We start from the raw sequence: 22932 nt of genomic DNA, 5'->3' as shown, positions 1-22932 counted from the left end.
ACCGGGCTAGTTACTTAATTTTAAATATTTACAAATTCATAATATAATGCTTTCGAAAGAAAACTTTTGTTTTTCTCATAATTGATATCTCTATTTTTATCAAAAAACTGAATTGAATCAATTGATGAATCCGGAAAATATTGCTGACGATACTCTTCATTATAATTTAAACTTTTCAAAAAATCAGGTTCGACACCTTTATTGACAACAATATTATAACGCGTAATTAAATTCCCCCAATTGACAAAACTACAAAGCAGAATTGTTCCATAGAAATACCATAACATTCGATTAAAAAGAAACGCATTTGTTTTTTGTCTGTTGATTTTTATAAAGGAAATTAAAAGACCAATTATTGCTAAAATCAAAAAAGCATATACCCCAAGTCTTTTGTAGGTTAAGCCAAAATACAATACATACTCTGAGTTTTTAATAATGGTGCTCAATATCAAAATACCGTTTAAGACAATCCATATCTTCGCCATTTTTTTAAGATTGTGGGCTTTTTCGTCAAAATTGAAGCCTCCTTTGAAATAGAATAAAATTACTCCAATAGCCATAATTATAGAAAATATAACGGCTCTTACCCTTTCATGAGTATCCGAACTCAGTTTTGATTTTTCGACAATTTCAAAAAACTGCTCATAATTATAGGTCACTATAAAAACGATGAGCAACGCATTGAGAAGAAATAAAGTAATTTCTCCACTTTTTCTTTCAAAATCAATATCCAGAAACGAAAACGAATTTTTATTTTCTGTTTTTACTTCTTCGTTAAAATCATTCGCTAATAATTCATTTTTTTGATAACAAATTTCCGGAATCCAATAATTCCAAAAAGTAAACGAAATATAAAATCCTAAAGCGGTAAGAACAAAGGCTTGCCAGGCATCAATATCTAAATAATAATCGGTAAACATCGCTGAAAAATGATTGCTCCCAAAAGAATATACCATTAGAAACAATCCCAGAAACACAGCCGGTATTATAAAATAAGCAATTAATTGTTTGGCAAAACTACTGTTTACCTTTCGTTTGGGAATGTATTGGCTAAACATTAGAATCCGTCCCAGAGAAGCAAGTCCGTTGACAATTACTAAAGGAAATACCTGTAACAGCTTAAGATTGGGTTCCTGCGTTTTAAATTGCAGAAAAACAACAGACAAAGCCATTGCTAAAAACGATGGAAAATCGCCATACCAGGCAAAAGCAAAACAGGATAGTATGGATGTAACCACTAAAACCAAATGCAAACGGGTAACCAGCTTTTCCTTAAAGAAATAAAAAATTAACCCAATTTGAAATAAACCGAAAATGGCCCAGTTGAGTCCCAAATCTTCGTTGTAAAAAAGCAATGTAAATAATAAACTGCTACCTAAAATAATAGATAATTTTTTCATAATTTTAATTTTAAAAGTACTTTGTAATTCAAAGTTATTGGTCAAAAAAAAGAGATTATTTAGCGTTAATTAATTTTTCCAGATAATTCAGGTGTTCCTTAAAAGCTACTCTTCCAAGATTAGTTATTCGGTAGGACGTCTTCGGTTTTTTACCGACAAATTCTTTTTTAATTTCGATATATTCTGATTTTTCTAAAGCAGCAGAATGGCTGGCTAAATTTCCATCTGTAATGCTTAACAAGGTTTTCATTTCGGTAAAGTCCACCCAATCGTTAACAATAAGGACAGACATAATTCCTAATCGTACACGGCTTTCAAAATTTTTATTTAATTTATCGATAATTCCCATGAACTATTTGTATTTTTTAAAAAGGATTATTCCATAAAAAACATGCAGGATTCCGAAGCCAAACATCCAAAAAAACAATCCTTTACCTAAAAAAAATAATGACAAACATCCTAAAAGAGCTTCAGAAATTCCTAAATATTTTATATCTGAAAAAGTATATTTTTCGGCATTTATCAATGCTAATCCGTAAAATATCAATGTTGCCGGTGCGATAAATGCAATAAGGTTATGATACAGAAGAGCGGTACAAAAAACACCTCCTATCAATAATGGCAAAGCAAGATTGAATAAAAGATTCTTAGAAGAACTGGTCCAGACAGGCAAATTATTCTTTTTGCTTTTTCGGACAGTAAAAAAAATACCAAAAGAAACAGCAAATATTAAAATTAGTAATGCAGTAACAATAAGTTCTTTTATTAGTTCAATATTGTAAACTCTCCTCTCAGCAGTTAAATAATCAATCCCGTATTTACTAAATAACATATAAATATAAGCTCCTCCAATTAATGCCGTTATTCCGGCAAAAATTCCTGACAAACCACTTAATGATATAAAGCGGGAAGAACGCTCCATCATGGAACGAATATGCAATAAATCTTCTTGATGTTTCTGACTCATAATTAAAGTACTTTGAAATACAAAGTTATTTTTTATTTTGATATAACAAACATGAATTTCATTTTTTTTTTACCAAAAAGAAAAAAGCTTCATCAATCTGTACAGAAGTCTCTTAACAACTTAAAACCATTGTTTTCTTTTGAACAAAAAGACACCAAAGAGAGACAATAAAAATGAAATAAGAATAACAATCCATATACCGTAAATATTATTTTCTAAATTATTAGGTACATTCATTCCGTACAAACTCGCAATTAATGTGGGAATCATTAATATGATTGAAATGGAAGTCATTTGTTTCATAATAGTATTCATATTATTTGAAATCACCGAGGCATACGCATCCATCGTGCCGGTTAAAATGTCGCTGTAAATATTAGTCGTTTCCTGAGCCTGACGCAATTCAATTTCTACGTCTTCTAACAGTTCGGGATCAAAATTTTCTCTTTGTGATTTTATGTTTCGAATACGGTGCAACAAAATATCATTCCCTTTTAATGAAGTCATAAAGAAAACCAGACACTTCTCTATTTGTAATAATGCCTGTAATTCTTCATTTTTGATAGATTTCTCCAAATTATTCTCGGCTAATTTGATTTTTTGATTGACTTGTTTTAAATATTTCAGATACCATACACTGGAAGACAACAACAGTTTTAGAACCAGATCAAAATTATCTTTAATATCAATTCGCTTACGCTTGATATAAGCCACGAAATCGGTAAGCATTTCGGTCTGCTGAAAACTTACAGTAACACATATTTCTCCCTTAAAAACTATTCCCACAGGAATAGTCTGGAAAGGCAGCTTTACATCATTACTTTTTACCGGAATGCGGAGAATAATTAAAGTCCAGCCATTTTCGACCTCAATACGCGGTCTTTCGTCTAAATCTTCGATATCATTATAAAAGGCTTCGGGAATCTGAAGCTCCTCAAGAAGGTATTTTTTTTCTTTTTTATCAGGACATTCTACGTTAATCCAGCAGTTGGGAATCCATGCTTCGATTTCTGTTAATCCATTATTATTTTTGTAATATGCTTTCATTATAAAATGCTATAAAAGGGTTAATAGCATTTTGAATAATGTTTCAAATGCTATATTAATTGGCTGTTTTCCGGATAATAATAATCGTCCATTAGAGGGATTGTTTTTTAAAAGTGCTGCAAAAGTAGGCTTAAATTTAGTTATGACAGCACATCTCACAAACTTTAAGCAATTTTTAAGACATAAAAAAAGCCCTAAACTTTCGTTTAAGGCTTCTTGTATTTATAATAATTCTTATTTTCTACTTCTGATTTTTCGGGCCAGAAGTGTATTTTGCAACAACATAGCAATTGTCATTGGTCCTACTCCACCCGGAACCGGGGTAATAAAAGAGGATTTTTTACTTACTCCGTCAAAATCAACATCTCCTTTGATAACATAACCTTTAGGATTTGACGCATCATCCACACGAGTAATCCCTACATCAATAATAACCACACCATCCTTTACCATATCGGCTTTTAAAAATTCAGGAACTCCAAGAGCAGTTATAATAATATCCGCATTTTTAGTGTATTCTTCTAAATTTTTAGTACGACTGTGTGTTAGCGTTACTGTTGAATCTCCGGGATATCCTTTACGGCTCATCAAAATACTCATTGGTCGCCCTACAATATGACTGCGCCCAATCACTACAGTATGTTTTCCGGAAGTTTCAACTTTATATCTTTCGAGCAACTGCATGATTCCAAATGGTGTCGCAGGAAGAAATGTTTCCATTTCCAACGCCATTTTACCAAAATTAGCCGGATGAAAACCATCCACATCTTTGTCAGGATCGATGGCCATTAAAATTTTTTCCTCGTCAATGTGTTTCGGCAAAGGCAACTGAACGATATAACCGTCTAAATTATCATCTTCATTTAAATCTTTTATCTTGTTTAACAGAGCTGCTTCTGTAATATCTTCAGGCAAACTTACCAATGTAGAATCAAAACCAATTTGCTCACAAGAACGCACTTTACTTCCTACATATGTTAAACTTGCTCCATTTGTACCCACAATAACTGCTGCTAAATGAGGTACTTTTTCGCCATTGGCTTTCATTTGTTGCACTTCCGCAGCAATTTCTTTTTTAATGTCTTCCGAAGTTTTTTTTCCGTCTAGTATTTGCATTCTTTTTTAAGTTTAAAGTTTAAAGTTCCAAGTTTCAGGTTTCAACAACATAAAACCTGAAACTTTAAACAAAAATTATTTCATTCCCGGCATTCCGCCTGGCATTCCTTTCATTCCGCCCATCATTTTCATCAGGTTTTTTCCTCCTGGCCCCTGCATCATTTTCATCATTTTACTCATTTGGTCAAACTGTTTCATCAACTGATTAACCTGTTCTATTTTAGTACCGGAACCTTTAGCAATTCTTGCTTTTCTTTTCACATCAATCAAAGCCGGTTTTTTTCTTTCAATAGGAGTCATCGAATGGATAATAGCTTCAATGTGCTTGAAAGCATCATCTTCAATTTCTACATCTTTCATTGCTTTAGAAGCTCCTGGTATCATCCCTACCAAATCCTTCATATTACCCATTTTCTTTACCTGCTGAATCTGAGTAAGGAAATCATCAAAACCAAACTCGTTCTTAGCGATTTTCTTTTGTAATTTTCGGGCTTCTTCTTCGTCAAATTGCTCCTGAGCTCTTTCAACTAACGAAATAACGTCTCCCATCCCAAGAATACGCTCTGCCATACGATCCGGATAGAAAACATCAATGGCTTCCATTTTTTCTCCGGTACCTACAAACTTTATCGGTTTATTGACAACTGATTTAATGGATAAAGCAGCTCCACCACGGGTATCCCCATCTAATTTTGTTAAAATAACCCCATCAAAATTCAGTATATCGTTGAAAGCTTTTGCTGTATTCACTGCATCTTGTCCCGTCATCGAATCCACAACAAATAAAGTTTCCTGAGGCTGAATTGCTTTGTGAACACGTGCAATTTCGTCCATCATTTCCTTATCTACTGCTAAACGACCCGCTGTATCGACAATTACAATGTTAAATCCATTAGCTTTAGCATGCTTAATCGCATTTTGTGCAATTTCAACCGGGTTTTTATTCTCCGGTTCTGAATATACCTCAACACCTATAGAATCTCCTACAACATGCAATTGATTAATTGCCGCAGGACGGTAAATATCACAAGCTACAAGAAGCGGTTTCTTATTCTTTTTTGTCTGAAGATAATTAGCTAATTTTCCGGAAAAGGTAGTCTTTCCCGAACCCTGTAATCCTGACATCAAAATTACTGAAGGCGTTCCCTGCAAATTAATTCCGGCAACATCGCCTCCCATTAATTCAGTCAGCTCATCCTTAACTAACTTCACCAACAGCTGTCCCGGTTGCAAAGTAGTTAATACGTCCTGACCTATTGCTTTTTCTTTTACTCGGGTAGTAAAATCTTTAGCTATTTTAAAATTCACATCGGCATCCAGTAACGCACGACGCACTTCTTTTAAGGTATCTGCAACGTTGACTTCGGTAATTTTACCGTGACCTTTTAGTATATGAAAAGCTTTATCTAATTTATCGCTTAAATTATCAAACATAATATTGTTTTTTTTTGGAACTGCAAATATACTAAGAAGTTGCAAAGGTTCAAAGTAGCAAACTAACAAAGTTCAAAGAAGTTTTTCTTTTATTTTTGTTCGATGAAAAACAAAAAAGAGGCTAGAAAAATCTAACCTCTTTTGACAAAAAAAAATAAAAAAAACCAAGTAATTAACTTAATGACGTAAGGACACTAATTTAATATTGTGCATTGAAAACAGGAACTTAAGTCTATTTTCTTAAAATGTTGTGGTACTGTTAGCCTGATAAGCAAAATTAAAAGTGTAATATTTAGTAGCTTCTAAATTCAATGGATCCGGTGTCAGAGGCGCATCTTTGTAATAGCTCAAAATTTCAAATTTTGCATATTTACCATCATGTGTTTTTACTACAAATACTTTTCCTGCAACCGGTGAAATAAGATGCGAAGTCATGTTGTAGCTGTACCATCCGTTTCCGCTTCCTGTAGGAATAGCATATACTGAAGCAGCATCTTGCTTAAAAGTTGTTGCTTCCGGAAATGCTGTTACAGCTGCAAATGTATTTGAAACAATACTAACCGCAGCCTGCCCTGTCCTTGCAGGTTCCTCAGCACTTTCAGGATTAAATTTAGCTCCTCCATTTACTATAATTGTGGTACCACTAAAAGCAATATCCCATTTATCAGTAGTAACTACTTTATTTTCAGAGAAGCTAAACTTTGTAAATCCGTCTCTTGCTGAAATATTAGTAGCTTTAACTGTTTGAACTTCCGGGATGGTTTCATTATCAGCATTATCATCATCATTACTACAGGATGCTGTAAATAATACTAAAGCTAAAAGAGAAAGTTTTAAAAATTTTGTTTTCATTTTTGGGTATTTAAATAATTATTGATTAAAAATTGTATTGAATTCGGGCAAAAATCTGTCTTCCTGCAAGGTTATTAATCTGATCAGGATTAGTAAAATCAAATACATTATTAGCTCCTGCCTGAAGCATGAATTTGTCTTGTATCTGTTTAGAAATGGATAAGTTTGTCAATACATAACCATCTATAAATTTGTCGTATTTATCCATAATACTATTACCGTTAGTATCAAACATTCCGTATTTACCTCTGTAAAAAACACGTAAATTAATATCAGTTTTCATTCTTGGAATCCGATATAAAAACTTAACGTTAGCCGTATGTTTAGATCTGTTAAATAATCCGAAATAATCTGATTTTTTAATTGCAATTGTTCCGGAACCCGATGAACGAACAAACTTATGTTCTTCAAAATCATCAACAACTGATTTGTCTTTTGCAATTAAATATTGGTATCCTAATGACACTGTAAACTCCTTACTGAAATTATAAGTCGAGTTATATTCTAATCCATAAGTAAAAATTTCACTGATATTAGTGTAACTAAAAACATTCTGACCATTACTTTTAACAGCTACAACCTGTGTATCAATTAAATTAGAAATCGAATTATAAAAAGCATTGACATCTAATCTAAACTTGTTTCTTTTATAGAAAGTTCCCAAATTAAAATTGATGGCACTTTCCGCTTTCAAAGGATTATTAAAATTTATTCCTGAAATTCGGTTAGCAATTTGCCCCTGATTGTCTAATTCTTTCAAACGATCTTCTGCTACATTGTAACCTAAAACAGTATAACCAACTTGTGGATTCATAAAATCGAAATACAACTGACGGAAATCTGGCGCTTTATATCCATATCCTACCGAAGCTTTCAGAGAAAAATCGGCTGTTATCTTATAATTAGCCGCTAATTTGGGACTAAACTGAGAAGCGTATTCACTATGATTATCATATCTGAAACCCGCCAGAATATTCAATTTTTCTGTTGGATTATAATCGTATTGCACAAAAACATATTGCGAATTAAAAACTACATTACCGTCAAAGTAGGTTCGGTCTAAGGTTTCATGATTGAATCCAATTCCTGTGGTTAACTTATTGGCTTTAATCGAAAAAGTAGTTCGCACTTCAGGTCTTAAAAGCCATTGATTGTAATAAGATTCTTCAAAAAGAACGCTATTTTCATCATTTAAAAAAGCGTTATTTTTATAATTAGTCACATAAAACTCATATTCCGAATAGATTTTAGAATTCCAATTATGTTCTAATTTAATTTGTGAATTCCACTCCTTCTCCGTAGCATCGCCCAGATATTGTTTGGTTTCAATTACTGCTTTATTATCTATCTTTTGATTATAAAAACGATTACTTACAATCAGTTTTAAATTTTCCGAAAAATCATAATATAATTTTGGCTGAATCGTATTGTTATGGTATTTTTCAATATTTTTCAACCACGAACTTTTATCCAAATCATAGCCGTCAGAGGAATTGTAATTTGCAAACACGTTAGCCGCAAATTTTTTCTTTTTCCAAAGCAAATTTACATTTGCATCATTCGTATTAAAAGAGGCATAACGATACGACAAACTACCCGAAAACAAATCTTTTTGAGGTCTTTTTGTAATTACATTTATCACACCTCCCATAGCTTCAGACCCATATAAGGCGGATGAAGCACCTTTTACGATCTCAATTCTTTCAATATTTCCAACAGAAACTCTCGACAAATCCAGAACTCCCGAACTTCTCCCCACCAGAGGAACACCGTCAATCATAATCATCGTATAAGCGGCATCTAAACCCTGCATTTGAATGCCTTCAAACCCGCTTTCATCCGGAATCAGAATTATTCCGGTCTGTTCGTTTAAAATTTCACTCAATCGGGTAACTCCGGATTTAACGATTGCATCCGATGTAATAATTGTCATAGGCAAAGGCAATGAGGAAAGCACTCTTTCGGTTCTTGTGCCCGTTACCACCACCTCTGCTAATATTTCATCAGCAGCAATACTGTCTTTCATTTGTCCAAAAACTGCACTGCAAAAAAACAGACTTATAAATGGTGTAATTTTAAACTTCATTATTTTTATTTAATCTTAATAACAGTGCAAATATATAATTATTTTTATTTGTTCTAAATAAAATCTATTATATTTGTCAAAAATTTTTAAATCAATAAATCAGTTATGAAAACAAGAAAAAGTTATCTGACTGCTGTATTAGCTCTTACAGCAAGCCTTGGATTTAGTCAGGAAAATAAAAAACAGCAAGACATTCAATCCATCAAATCCATGTGTGGTTGCTATGAAGTTAAATTTAATTTTACTGAAACTTTTCAATATGCTAAAGATACTGCTAACTATAAACCATCTGAAACCAAGCATGAATCGGCCTTAGAATGGGTTGCATTACTGGAAGACACTCCAGATAAAATCATGCTGCAGCATTTATTGATTGCCGGACCAGACATGATTATCAAACACTGGAGACAGGACTGGATATATGAAAACACCGATTTGTATTCTTTTTATAAAGACAACAGCTGGAAATACAGCAAGCTCAATAAAAAGGATATTAAAGGACAGTGGACTCAGAAAGTATATCAGGTAGATGACAGTCCGCGATATGAAGGATCAGCGAGTTGGGTTCATGTGGATGGAAAAGACTATTGGGTAAATACTACCGATGCACCGTTACCACGAAGAGAACATACCAAGCGTAATGATTACAATGTACTGAAAAGAAGAAACATTCATGAAATTACTAAAACGGGATGGAATCATGAGCAGGATAATGTAAAAATTATCAGAGACAATAACGGAAAAGATATTGTTCTTGCTGAAGAAAAAGGACTGGACATTTACACTAAAGTAGCGGATTCTAAATGTGAGGCAGCTCAAAAATGGTGGGAAGAAAATAAAGCACTCTGGAAGAATGTAAGAACAAAATGGGATGCGGTTTTTACACAAAACAAAGATCTTAACTTAGAAGAAAAAGTAGACAAAAAGACATTATACTCGCATCTGTTTAAATTAAAACCGGATGCGCCAAAAACGGAAACCGATGCGATAATTGATCGTTTTCTAAAATAAAAAATAGTTGAATTTGTGTGTTAGTTTGTTTTGAAAAGAGTCGGTAATCAATATTACCGGCTCTTTTCTTTATCTAAAAACTCTAATATATAACTACAGAATAAATAAATAAATAAATAAATAACCACAGATAAAACTGATTTAAACAGATAATCCCAGACTATAAAATCCGTTTATATCAGCTGTATCGGTTTAATCTGTGGTCAATAATTCGTCCACCTGAAAGACTTACATTCGCTCAGGAACATTAATTCCCAGCAATCTAAAAGAAGCAGCAATGGTATCGGCTACTTTTTTAGATAACTGTACTCTGAATATTTTAATTTCTAAATCGGCTTCTCCTAGAATTGGTACAGCCTGATAGAAGGAGTTGTATTCTTTCACCAGATCATACGTATAATTAGCTAATAAAGCCGGACTATGGTTTTGTGCAGCATTCTGGATTACTTCCGGGAATAATTCCAATTGTTTCAGTAATTCTTTTTCTTTTTCGTGCAACGTTTTCACTTGAGCCACATTCGAAAAATCAAAATCAGCTTTTCTTATAATCGATTGAATTCTGGCATAGGTATATTGAATAAACGGACCTGTATTTCCGGCAAAATCAACCGATTCTTCCGGATTAAACAAAATACGTTTCTTAGGATCTACTTTCAAAATGTAATATTTCAAAGCACCTAAACCAATTGTTTTATACAATCTGGCTTTTTCCTCATCGGAATAACCGTCTAATTTTCCTAGTTCTTCTGAGATTTTCTGAGCCGTATCGGTCATTTCCCGCATCAGATCATCAGCATCGACCACAGTTCCTTCACGGGATTTCATTTTGCCCGAAGGCAAATCAACCATTCCGTAGGAAAGGTGAAATAGATTATCAGCCCAATCAAAACCTAATTTTTTCAAAATTAAAAACAAAACTTTAAAATGATAATCCTGCTCATTTCCTACTGTATAAACCATTCCGCCTACATCCGGCATGTCTTTCACACGCTGAATTGCCGTCCCGATATCCTGTGTCATATATACCGCAGTTCCGTCAGAACGCAACACAATTTTGCGGTCTAAACCTTCGTCAGTCAAATCAATCCAAACTGAACCATCAGGATCTTTTTCGAAGATTCCTTTTTCAAGTCCCATTTGAACTACATCTTTCCCTAACAAATACGTATTACTTTCGTAGTAATAACTGTCAAAATCAACGCCCATATTTTTATACGTAGCAGCAAAACCATCATAAACCCATTGGTTCATCGTTTTCCAAAGTGCTACTACTTCGGCATCTCCTGCTTCCCATTTGCGAAGCATTTCCTGAGCTTCCAGAATGACTGGCGCCTGTTTTTTAGCTTCTTCTTCTGTTTTTCCTTCAGCCATTAATTGGTTGATTTCTTCTTTGTATGCTTTATCAAAAGCGACATAAAAATTCCCAACCAATTTATCTCCTTTCAATCCTGTGGATTCCGGAGTTTGTTCTTTTCCAAATTTCTGCCAGGCTAACATCGACTTACAAATATGGATTCCTCTGTCGTTGATAATTTGGGTTTTATATACTTTTTTACCCGAAGCCTTAATGATTTCAGCCACCGAATAACCCAATAAATTATTACGAACGTGCCCTAAATGCAACGGTTTGTTAGTATTAGGCGAAGAATATTCAACCATTACCGCTTTGTCAGTTGGATTTGGAGTCACAAAACCATAATTCACATTATCTTTAATTCCGTTGAAGAAATTCAAATAATGAGCATCGGCAATAACAATATTCAGGAAACCGGAAACCACATTAAACTTGGCTACTTCAGTCACATTATCTACTAAATAATTTCCTATTTTGTTTCCTAATTCAACCGGATTACTTTTAATTACTTTTAATAAAGGAAAAATAACCATGGTAATATCGCCCTCAAATTCCTTACGTGTCGCTTGAAATTCTATTTTATCAATCGTTACATCAAATAAATCCTGAATTGCTTTTTGTATTGATGGCGTAAGTGTTTGTGATAATGTCATTTTGTAGTTATTTTTTAATGGCTGCAAATATAGGTATTATAGCGCAATTGGGGAAAAGTGATTTGTAAAAAGTAAAAAGTGATTAGTAAGAGCTATTCACTAATCACTTTTTACTTTTTAAAGTGTACAATTCTACCATTTAATAATAGCACTCGCCCAGGTAAATCCACTCCCAAAAGCCGCTAAAACCACCGTATCTCCTGATTTTATTTTCCCTTTTTCCCAAGCTTCCGTTAAGGCAATAGGTACTGAAGCTGCTGTAGTATTTCCGTATTTTTGAATATTATTATAAACCTGATCGTCATTCAAACCAAATTTTTGCTGGATAAACTGAGAAATTCTCAAATTAGCCTGATGCGGAATCAGCATATCAATATCAGAAATTTTTAAATTATTAGCTTCTAAACCTTCATGAATCACTTCAGCAAAACGAACTACCGCATTTTTAAACACAAATTGTCCATTCATGTGCGGAAAATAACTTTCGTCATCCGGATCGTTATCGGCAACAATATCACTTACCCAGCGTCCGCCCATTCCGGGCGCAGTCAATGCAAGTTCTTCGGCATGAATTCCTTCGGAGTGCAAATGTGTCGAAAGAATTCCTTTAGTCAAATCCTCTTCCCTGCTCAACACTGCAGCTCCTGCTCCATCACCAAATATCACCGAAACATTGCGTCCGCGCGTGGTCATGTCTAATCCCGACGAATGCACTTCAGATCCTATCACTAAAATATTCTTATACATTCCTGTTTTTATATATTGATCCGCAACAGATAACGCATACACAAAACCGGAACACTGATTGCGAACATCTAATGCTCCCACAGTGCGTAATCCCAATTCTTTTTGTACTAAAACGCCTGGTCCAGGAAAATAATAATCCGGACTTAACGTAGCAAAAACAATAAAATCAATATCATTTTTATCGATACCGGCACGTTCAATTGCCACTCTGGCTGCTTTTACACCCATTGAAGTAGTCGTATCTTCACCTTTTATGATATGCCTGCGCTCCCGGATTCCGGTTCTTTCCTGAATCCATGCGTCATTAGTATCTATAATTTTTGACAAATCGTCATTAGTAACTACATTAGAAGGCACATAGAAACCTAAACCTGAAATTTTTGAATGATACATATTTTAGTTTTTAATAACATCTATTATAAATATAATAAAAAAACCAGTCTAAACAACTGGTTTACTGATAGGATATTTACTAAAAAAAAATGAACATAACCTGAACGACTAATTTTTATCTCTCAATTATGCTGTTTGATCTTCTATAACTGCATCCGGTGCATTTTTCTTAACTGATTCAATTCCATTTTCACGAGCTGCAACCGACTCATACATTTCACTATTTCCAATAATCTGATTATTACCGGCTTTTAAATTAAAATAGTGTTTCCCATTTGAGGATTCTTTTCGATCAAATCGACTGTCATCCTGGGCATTTTTTCTAACCGATTCAATTCCGTTCTCACAAGCAGCCTTAGTGGTATAACCTTCGCTTGCTAAAATTGCCTGACCATTGCCGGCTTTCAAACTAAACTGAAACTCCCCATTAACTCTTTTTGTAACCAGATATTTCCCCATTGTATTTAGAATTTAAATTGATAATCTGTATTTCAATGACTTAACTAAAATAATAAAAAAAGAATACAAATTTGCAGAATTTATTAACAAATCTTCAAATTGACTTCCTGATTAAATTCTAAAGGAGATTCATGTTCGAAAAAAATCACTTTTCGGTCAAAAACAGCTTTAATAAGATAATGACTTCCTTTAAAATAAGATTGTTTTACAATGACACTCATCAAACCATTTTCGGCAATTTTTAACTGATGCGGATACAATAAAACCAGTTCATCTTCGCCATCTACAGTGATAAGCTGGGATAATTTCAGCTCATTTACTTCACCAAACAATGAAGCCACATATTTATTTATAGGATTATTATACAAATTATACGAGTCCGCTTTATCAACCATTCTTCCATTTTGCAACACAATTGTTTCATCAGCAAAAGAAAGAGCATCAGTACTATCGTGAGTCGCAACGATGACCGTAATTCCCTGCGCTTTTAAATACGCAAATAAATTGCGTCTCAGGGCATTTTTTCTAAAATTATCAATATGGCTAAAAGGTTCGTCCAGCAATAAAACTTCAGGCTCTAAAGCCAGAACTCTTGCCAGAGCTACACGTTGCTGCTGCCCGCCGCTCAGGTATTTAGCCTTTACATCGGCAAACTCCGTCATCTCAACAATTTCCAGCAATTCTCTAACACGTGCTTTTTTCTTGTCCGGATAAATATTCGACAAATATTTCCCCACATTTTCCGCTACCGTAATATAAGGCATCAGATCAAAATCCTGTGATAAATACTTCATAAAAGGCATTCCGGGAACCAAATGAAAATCAGGACCTAAAACTTGTTGGTCATTCCAGAAAATCTGTCCTCCATCCAAATCATACAAGCCGTAAATCAGTTTCAGCAATGTACTCTTACCACAACCGCTTTCGCCTATTACAGCAATATTTTGTCCTTTTTCTACAGTAAAATTTATATTTTGAACTACTGGTTTTTCGGTATAACCAAAGGAGATATTTTGAACTTGGAGCATTTTAAAAGAATGTTTTTTTTTGGAAACGCAAAGATAGATTCTTTGGTATAAAAAGGGAAGAGTTTATAAATAATATTATTACATTAAGTAATCATATTAGGAAAATTATATAATGATTTATAAATTTATGTAGCTTTAACATACAAAATAATTTGATTATTTTTCTTTTTTGCTTGATCAAAAAAGAAACAAAAAAATCAAGTCTTGCGCTTCCTCGTCGGTCAAATTAGTTTTCGAATACTAAAAGAAAAGAACTCACTACGCTCAAACAGCTTTTCTTTTTACGTATTCTTCAAACATTTGACACTCGACTGCGAAAGCTAAGGACGGCTATGCTGATTACACAAGTTTTGTAAAAATCTAAGGAATTTGTGGTTTTAAAAAAAGGTCGTTTTGTTATTAAAACAAAACGACCTTTAAATTATTTCAAAAAAGCGATATACTAGTTACCGGCTTCTTTCTCTGCATCCGCTTTCATTTTTTCATTAGCTACGATAGCAAATTCAACACGACGGTTTTGGCTTCTTCCTTCAACAGTACCGTTGTCTGCAATCGGGTCAGCAATTCCCATTCCCTGAATCATAAATCTACCGGAAGAAATTCCTTTACTTACTAAATAGTTTTTAACTGAAGTAGCACGCTCTCCTGAAAGTTTTAGGTTGTAATCAGCAGGACCTGTACTATCTGTGTAACCAAAAATAGTAATATCAGTGTCCGGATATTCATTGAAAACAGAAACTAATTTATCCAAATTTCCTTTTGCGGCAGCAGTTAAACTAGATTTATTAGTATCAAAACGCACTGCATTTTCGTTTAAAACTAATTGGATTCCTTCCCCTACTCTTTTTACCTCAGCACCCGGAATAGCCTGGTCAATCTGTCTGGCCTGTTTGTCCATTTTGTTACCAATAACACCACCGGCAACTCCACCTACAACTCCACCAATAACAGCTCCCATAGCACCTTTTCCGCCTTTTCCAAGGTTGTTTCCTAAAATTCCTCCTATTATAGCGCCTCCTGCTGTACCTATAGCAGCTCCCCTTTGTGTTTTATTTGTATTTTTTACTGCCTCACAGCTTGTAAAAACCGAACCTGCAATCATTATTATAGCTAATGCTAATACGGATATATTTTTCATAATTTATTCTTTTTTAAATTTTAATTAAGTCTTCTTAGTTTACACGTTGAAACTGGTAAACAACATTTGTTAATTTTCCTCCAACATCAATTCTGTCAATCAATTGAAAAGAACTGTCTGTTAAATTAGATACGCCTAAAACGTAACCATCTCTTACTTTTTTAGCTTTTTCTCCGGCATCTAAAATTTTCAATACAAACTCTCCGTTAGAATTAACAAACCAGGTAATTGGTGAGCTAAAAACAGGACAGTCATACTTAGTCAAAGCCATTTCTCCTTTATTGTTATTAGAAACAAATTTCCAGGTACTTCCTTCAAAACATTTTGAATCAGCCAGTTGAAATGAATTCACTTTAATATATTCTGATCCCGGATAAGAAACAGAACTAATTACCCAATTCCCTTTAATCCCAGTCTGAATTCCTCTATCTAATTTAGTAGCGGTTACTGAGGATGTTTTACAGGAAAATAATGCCAGCGAAAGCGCTGCAACTAAAAATATTTTTTTCATCGTTTCTCATTTTAATATTAAACGTAGTACAAATATACGATGCAATTGGGTTAGAATATTTCAAAATTCAACATTTTTATATCAAAATTCACTGTTAAGACATTTTGTCATCTTACACTGAATTGGTACTTTATTTGAATAGCCTGAAGCTGATTGTAAAACACTCTAAAAAAATTTTAAATATGACAACTGGAAAAATTAACGTTTCGGTGGAAAATATCTTTCCGCTAATCAAAAAGTTCTTATACAACGATCACGAGATCTTTTTACGGGAATTAATTTCGAATGGAACAGATGCAACATTAAAATTAAAACACCTGACTAACATTGGCGAAGCCAAAGTAGAATATGGCAATCCAATTCTGGAGGTTAAAGTTGACAAGGAAGGTAAAAAACTGCACATTATTGACCAGGGTATTGGTATGACGGCTGAAGAAGTTGAAAAATACATCAACCAACTGGCATTTTCAGGTGCTGAGGAATTCTTAGAAAAATACAAAGACACTGCTAAAGATTCAGGAATCATTGGTCATTTTGGTCTTGGATTCTACTCCGCTTTTATGGTTGCTTCTAAGGTTGAAATTATCACTAAATCATACAAAGACGAACCGGCTGCTCACTGGGTTTGTGACGGAAGCCCTGAATTCTCTTTAGAACCAGCTGACAAAACAGACCGCGGAACCGAAATCATTCTGCACATTGCCGATGATTCTTTAGAGTTCTTAGAAGAATTTAAAATCAAAGAATTGTTGAACAAATACAATAAGTTCATGCCAATTCCGATTAAATTTGGAACTAAAACAGAAACACTTCCTAAGCCGGAAGATGCTCCGGAAGATTACGTAAACGAAACTATTGAAGTTGACAACATCATCAACAACCCAAATCCGGCATGGACTAAACAACCGGCTGATTTGAATGAGGAAGATTATAAAACGTTCTACCACGAATTGTATCCAATGCAGTTTGAAGAGCCGTTATTCAACATTCACCTGAATGTAGATTATCCGTTCAATTTGACTGGTATTTTGTATTTCCCAAAATTAGGTTCGGATATGCAAATCCAGAAAGACAAAATCCAATTATACCAAAACCAAGTATTTGTTACCGATAATGTAGAAGGAATTGTACCTGAATTCCTGATGATGCTTCGCGGTGTGGTTGATTCACCTGACATTCCTTTGAACGTTTCCCGTTCCGGATTGCAGGCTGATGGTGCCGTGAAAAAAATCTCAAACTACATTACCCGTAAAGTTGCTGATAAATTAAAATCCTTATTCAACGAAAACAGAGCCGATTTTGAAGCAAAATGGAACGATATTAAAATCGTTTTGGAATACGGAATGCTTTCTGAAGATAAATTCTACGAAAAAGCAGGCGCATTTGTATTGTACCCAACAGTGGATGACAAATACTTTACACTTGACGAATTAAAAGAAAACCTAAAAGACAATCAAACTGACAAAGACGGAAAACTGGTTGTTTTATATGCAGGAAACAAAGAAGAGCAACACTCTTATATTGAAATCGCTAAAGAAAAAGGATACGAAGTTTTATTATTAGACTCGCCAATTATCTCGCATTTAATGCAAAAACTGGAAAACGATAATAAAGATTTAACTTTCGTTCGTGTGGATTCGGATCATATTGACAACCTGATCAAGAAAGAAGAAACCACCATTTCTAAACTTTCTGAGGAAGAAAAAGAAAGCCTGAAAACTTCTTTAGAGTCTTATATCCCAAAAACATACACCGTACAACTGGAAGCTATGGACAGTCAGGCAGCACCATTTATCATCACGCAACCGGAATTCATGCGTAGAATGAAAGAAATGAGTCAAACTGGCGGTGGCGGAATGTTCGGAATGGGCAACATGCCGGAAATGTACAATTTGGTCGTGAATACTAATTCGCCTTTGGCAACTACCATTTTAGCAACCGAAGACAAAACAGCACAAGAAAGCTTAGTAAAACAAGCCTTAGACTTGGCTAAATTATCGCAAAACTTACTAAAAGGAGAAGCTTTAACCGCTTTTGTAAAACGTAGTTTTGAGTTGATTAAATAATTTATTTGGTTACTAGTTAATTCGTTTAACTGATGAATAACAAGACCTGCTGGTGCAAACTGGCAGGTTTTTTTTTGTTTTAGGAATAAACACGAATATTTATTTTGTAAGAATATTTTAATATATTTGAAATTCCAACGAATTTAAGTACAATACAAAACCCCAAGTTTGTCATTACGAGGTACGAAAAAACCTCAGTTAAACAAGCCAAGAAGATAACTAATAAAAATAATGATAATAACTATAAAAAAAATAATTTTCTGGTTTTCTATAATGTTTATTATTCTATCAATTTTAAGCTTAACAATAGTACAAAAATTGCCATATGAATTTGCCGATATTAAAGTTCAAAATCATTTTTATGATACTATTATTTTTGGCCTTCCATTCGCAATTCTTTTGACGTTATTTGGTACACTAAAAAAAGAAAATTCTAATCCAAAAAATTGGACTTTTGGAATCTTAACTGTTTTAACTTCCGCTATATGTTTTATTGGACAATTATATATGATTTTCGCATTTGGTTTTGGTTATTGGACAACTACAAAAACAATCTTTAAACATAGAAAAGAAAATTTAGAAATTAAGGAACAACTTTATGATATTGGAGCTTTTGGTTATGGAGGATTCAGAATAGTTGAGACAAAGCCATTCATGTACTTTTGGATTTTACCTACACCCATTGACACAGCAACAATAAACAAAAAAGAATGGAAATTTGTAAACAAAGAAGGAAACATAAAATTTCCATAATTTGTCTCCACAAAGAGTAGCAACTTTGTAGAATTACTTAATGAGATTGCTTCGTTCCTCGCAATGACCCACTTGATGCAAAGTCATTGCGAGCGATAGCGAAGCAATCTCACTAAAAAGAGTAAATCTAGTCGCTAAAATGCAATTATATCAATAAACCAAAAAAGATGAAACCAGGATTTGTGTATATCATTACCAATAAATACCAAACGGTAGTTTATGTTGGTGTGACATCAAATCTTCCACAAAGAATTTCAGAACATAAAAACAAGAAATACCCAACATCATTTTCAGCCCAATACAATTTAAACCTATTAGTTTACTATGAGCAATTTCAATGGATTGAAGATGCTATAGCCCGTGAAAAAAAAATTAAAGCAGGTTCAAGAGCTGCCAAAAACAAATTAATAAAATCTATTAATCCCACATGGAAAGATTTATTTGACGAAATTAAAAATATAATGACTGAATAATACTCACTAGCTCGGAAATATTTGCCGGCGAACAAGAATAAATAAATTTCTAAAACCTGTATTTTGAAAAAAGCAGCAACTTTAATATCAATAGTACTTATTTCAATAATCCTAAGTGTGCTTTATGGTACCGCACATCATTTCATAGCTTTCCACATTGCACCTGAATTTTACACAAAACTAACTTTTTTTAATTTTGGTATTTTAGATGATTATGGTAGAAAATTCAATGGAAATTGGAATCTTGCTTTATTGTGGGTTAGTTTTTTCTCAACTTGCTGGATTGGATTTTTTATTGGACTTATTGTTGGAATAGTTGCAATAAAGTACCATGTTGGAAAGGAAATTTTCAATAAAACATTTGATGCTTTTTGTATGGTTATGGTAACTACATTTTTACTTGGTTTTACAGGATATATACTTGCAGAAATAAATCCATCAGAAATCATTTTAAATTACAGCTTACCATTCGAAATTGAACATAAAGTACAATTCAATAAGGTAGCTAAAATCCACAATTACTCCTATATCGGAATAGTTGTCGGTTTGATAATTAGTATGTATAGTTTAACAAAAACCAATAATTCAAACTATTAATAGATTCGGCTAAAGCCAAAATCAATTCAATATAAATCAATTATAAAACAACACAACCATGAAAAAATCCATTTACATTCTTACACTTTTATTAATTAGCATTTGCTTTTTCTCCTGTTCAAATGATGATGATTTAAACTATCAGACTGATTTTGAAAAGAGCCAAAAAGCCTGGCTGGATTTTAAAGCACCCTCTAATAATTCCTATCAATATGTGGTATCCGGAGGTTCCGTATTTACCATTTACGGTTGGGAAACCACTATTACAGTGTCAAACGGAATTGTAATTCAGCGACATTTTAAATACATTGGCACAACAGAGAATATTCCTGAAGAAGATTTAGAATGGACAGAAAATGAAAACGAGATAAACAGTCATCCCAATTCTAATGCAGCAAATCCGTTGACATTAGATGAAATCTATGCCAAGGCAGAAAACGAATGGTTAATTAAGAGAAAAAACACCGACACCTATTTTGAAACCAAAAACAACGGACTCATTTCAACTTGTGGTTATACTGCAAAAGGATGTATGGACGATTGCTTTACCGGAATCCGAATCAAAAGTATTTCAACCCTGTAAATGTCCTCGACAAAATTGCAACAACCTTTAATTAAGTTACAAATACCTTTGAGCAAATTGCAAATGCCTCTGAGCAAATTATAAATACCTTTGAGCATTTTGCAAATGCCTCTGAGCAAGTTACAAATACCTTTGAGCATTTTGCAGAGACCTTTGAGCATTTTGCAAATACCTTTGAGCATTTTGCAAATACCTCTGAGCAAATTGCAAATGTCTTTGAGTAAATTACAAATGTCTTTGAGTAAATTACAAATGCCTCTGAGCATTTTGCAGCTCCTTAATGACAAACTAAACTTAATTCTTTATTTTGTAGATTTGATATATAAGCTAAACCAATGCGTGAAATTCCAAACTTATACTTTAAAAATGCTTCCGAATGGAGAGCCTGGCTGCATGAAAATCACAGCCGTTACCAGGCGGTGCATTTGATTTTTTATAAAGTAGCACACGAAGCCGAAAGCATGCGTTGGGAAGAAGCGGTAAAAGTGGCTATTTGTTATGGCTGGATTGATTCTACGGTTAAAAAACTGGACGAAGACCGCAGGCAACAACTTTTTACACCCCGCAAAGACAAAAGTGTCTGGAGCAAACTCAACAAAACGTATATTGAATATTTGATTGCTGCCAACCTCATGCATGAAAGTGGCTTGAAAAAAATTGAGATTGCTAAGAAAAACGGCTCCTGGGAAAGTCTCGATGCCGTAGAAAATTTAGAAATTCCGGAAGATTTACAACTCGAATTTGATAAAAACCAACAGGCTTTTTCCAATTATAACAACTTTAGTAAAAGCTATCGAAAAAGTTATTTGTACTGGCTCAATCAGGCCAAACGGTCAGCAACCCGACAAAACCGAATTGCTCAAATCATCGATTTGTGCGAACGAAATTGTAAAATGAGAGGATAAATAAACTGTCAGTCTGAGCCTGTCGAAGACCTTATAAAACAACATGACTATGAAAAAGAAATTATCATTAAAAGAATCCGCAGAACTTTTAAAAATACTAAAAGACCGCTTTGAAAAAAACAGCAACCGCCATGAAGGTATTGAATGGAATAAAGTTCAAGCAAAACTAGAATCTAATCCGGAAAAACTCTGGTCACTAAACGAAATGGAACAAACAGGCGGTGAACCGGACGTTGTCAATTATGATAAAAACACCGATGAATATACTTTTTACGATTGTTCAGCCGAAAGTCCTAAAGCCCGCAGAAGTCTGTGTTACGACCGTCAGGCATTAGATACCAGAAAAGAAAACAAACCTAAAAACAATGTAGAAGATGTGGCTGCTGCAATGGGAATCACACTTTTATCAGAATCAGAATACCGGGAATTGCAAAAACTAGGCAATTTCGATACTAAAACATCCAGCTGGATTGAAACACCTGCCGAAATTAGAAAATTAGGCGGTGCCATTTTCGCTGATTTCCGTTATGGAAATGTGTTTATCTATCACAACGGCGCGGAATCCTATTATGCTGCCAGAGGGTTTCGCGGAGCGTTAAAAGTTTAAGCTTATCAACCACTTTATTTACAACCAAACCAACAAATATGACATACACACTAATCGGAATGAGTTTGCTTTTTATCGCTATAGGATTCATTGTAAACGAGAATAATGCCAAATACCTTCTTGCGGGATACAATACGATGAGTGACGAAGAGCAAAAGAAAGTAGACCTAAAAACGTATATTGCTTATCTTAGAAAGTTTCATCTTTTTTTAGGTTTTTCGTTTTTACTGATTGGAATTCTGTTAAAGTATTTGGTTAGCGAAAATGCTGTTGGAATTTTCATTGGAATCTATCCTATTGTAGCTTACACCTATTTTATTGCTACGAGTGCTAAATATTTCAGTACCAAAAAAAATAAAATTGGAACTTACATTATGGCTTTAGTTCTAATAGCTATAGTTGTTATGTTTGCCCGCGATTATAAGGAAACCAAACTCATTTTAAATTCGAATTCCATTGAATTTAAAGGAACTTATGGCGAAGTCTTAGCTTTTGAAAGCATAAAAAGCATTGAATTAGTAGATAAAAAACCAAAAATCATTAAAAGAACTAAAGGTTTTTCTGTTGGAACTATTAAAAAAGGTTTGTTTAAAACTGATACTGGAGAGATTGTAAAACTAATTTTGAACTCCGAAAACAAACCTTATATTTTACTCACCAAATCAGATGGCAGGAAAATTTATTATGCAGCCAGAGAAGCATCAAATAAACAATTATTTCAAAAAATTAAGAATATTTCCAATAAATAAAAT

At 33.7% G+C, this 22932-nt stretch carries 23 protein-coding genes; 9 read left to right on the top strand and 14 right to left on the bottom strand.

Going from position 1 to position 22932, the window contains the following annotated elements; translation table 11 throughout:
- Nucleotides 1-20 precede the first annotated feature (20 nt).
- From ABS764_RS08230 to ABS764_RS08195, 8 genes are all read right to left on the bottom strand, one after another.
- A complete protein-coding gene (locus ABS764_RS08230) occupies nt 21-1400 on the bottom strand; it encodes a DUF4153 domain-containing protein (RefSeq protein ID WP_408081312.1) in 1380 nt (459 codons plus the stop codon).
- 55 nt (nt 1401-1455) lie between these two features.
- Nucleotides 1456-1749 (bottom strand): winged helix-turn-helix domain-containing protein, encoded by a 294-nt coding sequence (locus tag ABS764_RS08225; protein WP_408081311.1) that lies wholly within the window; start codon nt 1747-1749, stop codon nt 1456-1458.
- Nucleotides 1750-1752: 3 nt separating this feature from the next.
- A complete protein-coding gene (locus ABS764_RS08220; protein WP_408081310.1) occupies nt 1753-2367 on the bottom strand; it encodes a hypothetical protein in 615 nt (204 codons plus the stop codon).
- Nucleotides 2368-2487: 120 nt separating this feature from the next.
- Nucleotides 2488-3414 carry a magnesium transporter CorA family protein gene (locus tag ABS764_RS08215; RefSeq protein ID WP_408081309.1) on the bottom strand — a complete coding sequence of 309 codons (927 nt, stop codon included), beginning with the start codon at nt 3412-3414 and terminating at the stop codon, nt 2488-2490.
- A gap of 234 nt (nt 3415-3648) precedes the next feature.
- Nucleotides 3649-4530: a bifunctional 5,10-methylenetetrahydrofolate dehydrogenase/5,10-methenyltetrahydrofolate cyclohydrolase gene (locus tag ABS764_RS08210; protein WP_073240703.1), complete on the bottom strand. Its 882-nt coding sequence runs from the start codon at nt 4528-4530 to the stop codon at nt 3649-3651.
- A 75-nt stretch (nt 4531-4605) separates the two neighbouring features.
- Nucleotides 4606-5964 carry a signal recognition particle protein gene (gene ffh, locus ABS764_RS08205; protein WP_408081308.1) on the bottom strand — a complete coding sequence of 453 codons (1359 nt, stop codon included), beginning with the start codon at nt 5962-5964 and terminating at the stop codon, nt 4606-4608.
- 240 nt (nt 5965-6204) lie between these two features.
- Nucleotides 6205-6816 carry an HmuY family protein gene (locus ABS764_RS08200; protein ID WP_408081307.1) on the bottom strand — a complete coding sequence of 204 codons (612 nt, stop codon included), beginning with the start codon at nt 6814-6816 and terminating at the stop codon, nt 6205-6207.
- Between the two features lie 25 nt (nt 6817-6841).
- Nucleotides 6842-8902: a TonB-dependent receptor plug domain-containing protein gene (locus tag ABS764_RS08195; RefSeq protein WP_408081306.1), complete on the bottom strand. Its 2061-nt coding sequence runs from the start codon at nt 8900-8902 to the stop codon at nt 6842-6844.
- 105 nt (nt 8903-9007) lie between these two features.
- On the opposite strand from ABS764_RS08195, the gene ABS764_RS08190 reads away from it, so the two are divergent.
- Nucleotides 9008-9913, top strand: a complete 906-nt coding sequence (locus ABS764_RS08190) for a DUF6607 family protein (protein ID WP_408081305.1) — start codon at nt 9008-9010, stop codon at nt 9911-9913.
- Nucleotides 9914-10141: 228 nt separating this feature from the next.
- Here ABS764_RS08190 and argS read toward each other — a convergent pair whose 3' ends face one another.
- From argS to ABS764_RS08160, 6 genes are all read right to left on the bottom strand, one after another.
- Nucleotides 10142-11920, bottom strand: coding sequence for an arginine--tRNA ligase (gene argS / locus ABS764_RS08185; RefSeq protein WP_408081304.1), 1779 nt, complete (start codon nt 11918-11920; stop codon nt 10142-10144).
- Nucleotides 11921-12052: 132 nt separating this feature from the next.
- On the bottom strand, nt 12053-13060 hold the full coding sequence (locus ABS764_RS08180) for a 3-oxoacyl-ACP synthase III family protein (RefSeq protein WP_408081303.1): 1008 nt from the start codon (nt 13058-13060) through the stop codon (nt 12053-12055).
- A 126-nt stretch (nt 13061-13186) separates the two neighbouring features.
- On the bottom strand, nt 13187-13519 hold the full coding sequence (locus ABS764_RS08175) for a YegP family protein (protein ID WP_408081302.1): 333 nt from the start codon (nt 13517-13519) through the stop codon (nt 13187-13189).
- A gap of 83 nt (nt 13520-13602) precedes the next feature.
- Nucleotides 13603-14547 (bottom strand): ABC transporter ATP-binding protein, encoded by a 945-nt coding sequence (locus ABS764_RS08170; RefSeq protein ID WP_408081301.1) that lies wholly within the window; start codon nt 14545-14547, stop codon nt 13603-13605.
- Between the two features lie 442 nt (nt 14548-14989).
- On the bottom strand, nt 14990-15685 hold the full coding sequence (locus ABS764_RS08165) for an OmpA family protein (RefSeq protein WP_408081300.1): 696 nt from the start codon (nt 15683-15685) through the stop codon (nt 14990-14992).
- A 34-nt stretch (nt 15686-15719) separates the two neighbouring features.
- Nucleotides 15720-16196: a hypothetical protein gene (locus ABS764_RS08160; protein WP_408081299.1), complete on the bottom strand. Its 477-nt coding sequence runs from the start codon at nt 16194-16196 to the stop codon at nt 15720-15722.
- A 182-nt stretch (nt 16197-16378) separates the two neighbouring features.
- Between ABS764_RS08160 and htpG the strand changes: the two genes are divergently transcribed.
- The 8 genes from htpG (at nt 16379) to ABS764_RS08120 (ending at nt 22929) form a co-directional block, all read left to right on the top strand.
- A complete protein-coding gene (htpG, locus tag ABS764_RS08155; protein ID WP_408081298.1) occupies nt 16379-18262 on the top strand; it encodes a molecular chaperone HtpG in 1884 nt (627 codons plus the stop codon).
- Nucleotides 18263-18493: 231 nt separating this feature from the next.
- The gene (locus ABS764_RS08150; protein WP_408081297.1) at nt 18494-19015 is read left to right on the top strand and encodes a hypothetical protein; all 522 of its coding nucleotides are present in this window, start codon (nt 18494-18496) and stop codon (nt 19013-19015) included.
- A gap of 167 nt (nt 19016-19182) precedes the next feature.
- Nucleotides 19183-19488, top strand: coding sequence for a GIY-YIG nuclease family protein (locus tag ABS764_RS08145; RefSeq protein WP_408081296.1), 306 nt, complete (start codon nt 19183-19185; stop codon nt 19486-19488).
- 63 nt (nt 19489-19551) lie between these two features.
- Nucleotides 19552-20085, top strand: a complete 534-nt coding sequence (locus ABS764_RS08140; protein WP_408081295.1) for a hypothetical protein — start codon at nt 19552-19554, stop codon at nt 20083-20085.
- A gap of 58 nt (nt 20086-20143) precedes the next feature.
- Nucleotides 20144-20668: a hypothetical protein gene (locus ABS764_RS08135; protein ID WP_408081294.1), complete on the top strand. Its 525-nt coding sequence runs from the start codon at nt 20144-20146 to the stop codon at nt 20666-20668.
- Between the two features lie 335 nt (nt 20669-21003).
- Nucleotides 21004-21573 carry a YdeI/OmpD-associated family protein gene (locus ABS764_RS08130; protein ID WP_408081293.1) on the top strand — a complete coding sequence of 190 codons (570 nt, stop codon included), beginning with the start codon at nt 21004-21006 and terminating at the stop codon, nt 21571-21573.
- 43 nt (nt 21574-21616) lie between these two features.
- Nucleotides 21617-22180, top strand: coding sequence for a DUF4256 domain-containing protein (locus ABS764_RS08125; RefSeq protein WP_408081292.1), 564 nt, complete (start codon nt 21617-21619; stop codon nt 22178-22180).
- A 38-nt stretch (nt 22181-22218) separates the two neighbouring features.
- Nucleotides 22219-22929: a DUF3784 domain-containing protein gene (locus ABS764_RS08120; RefSeq protein WP_408081291.1), complete on the top strand. Its 711-nt coding sequence runs from the start codon at nt 22219-22221 to the stop codon at nt 22927-22929.
- Nucleotides 22930-22932 lie beyond the last annotated feature (3 nt).

The sequence above is a fragment of the Flavobacterium plantiphilum genome, from assembly GCF_046000495.1.
GTDB lineage: Bacteria > Bacteroidota > Bacteroidia > Flavobacteriales > Flavobacteriaceae > Flavobacterium > Flavobacterium plantiphilum.
This window is presented reverse-complemented; position numbering and strand designations above follow the sequence as displayed.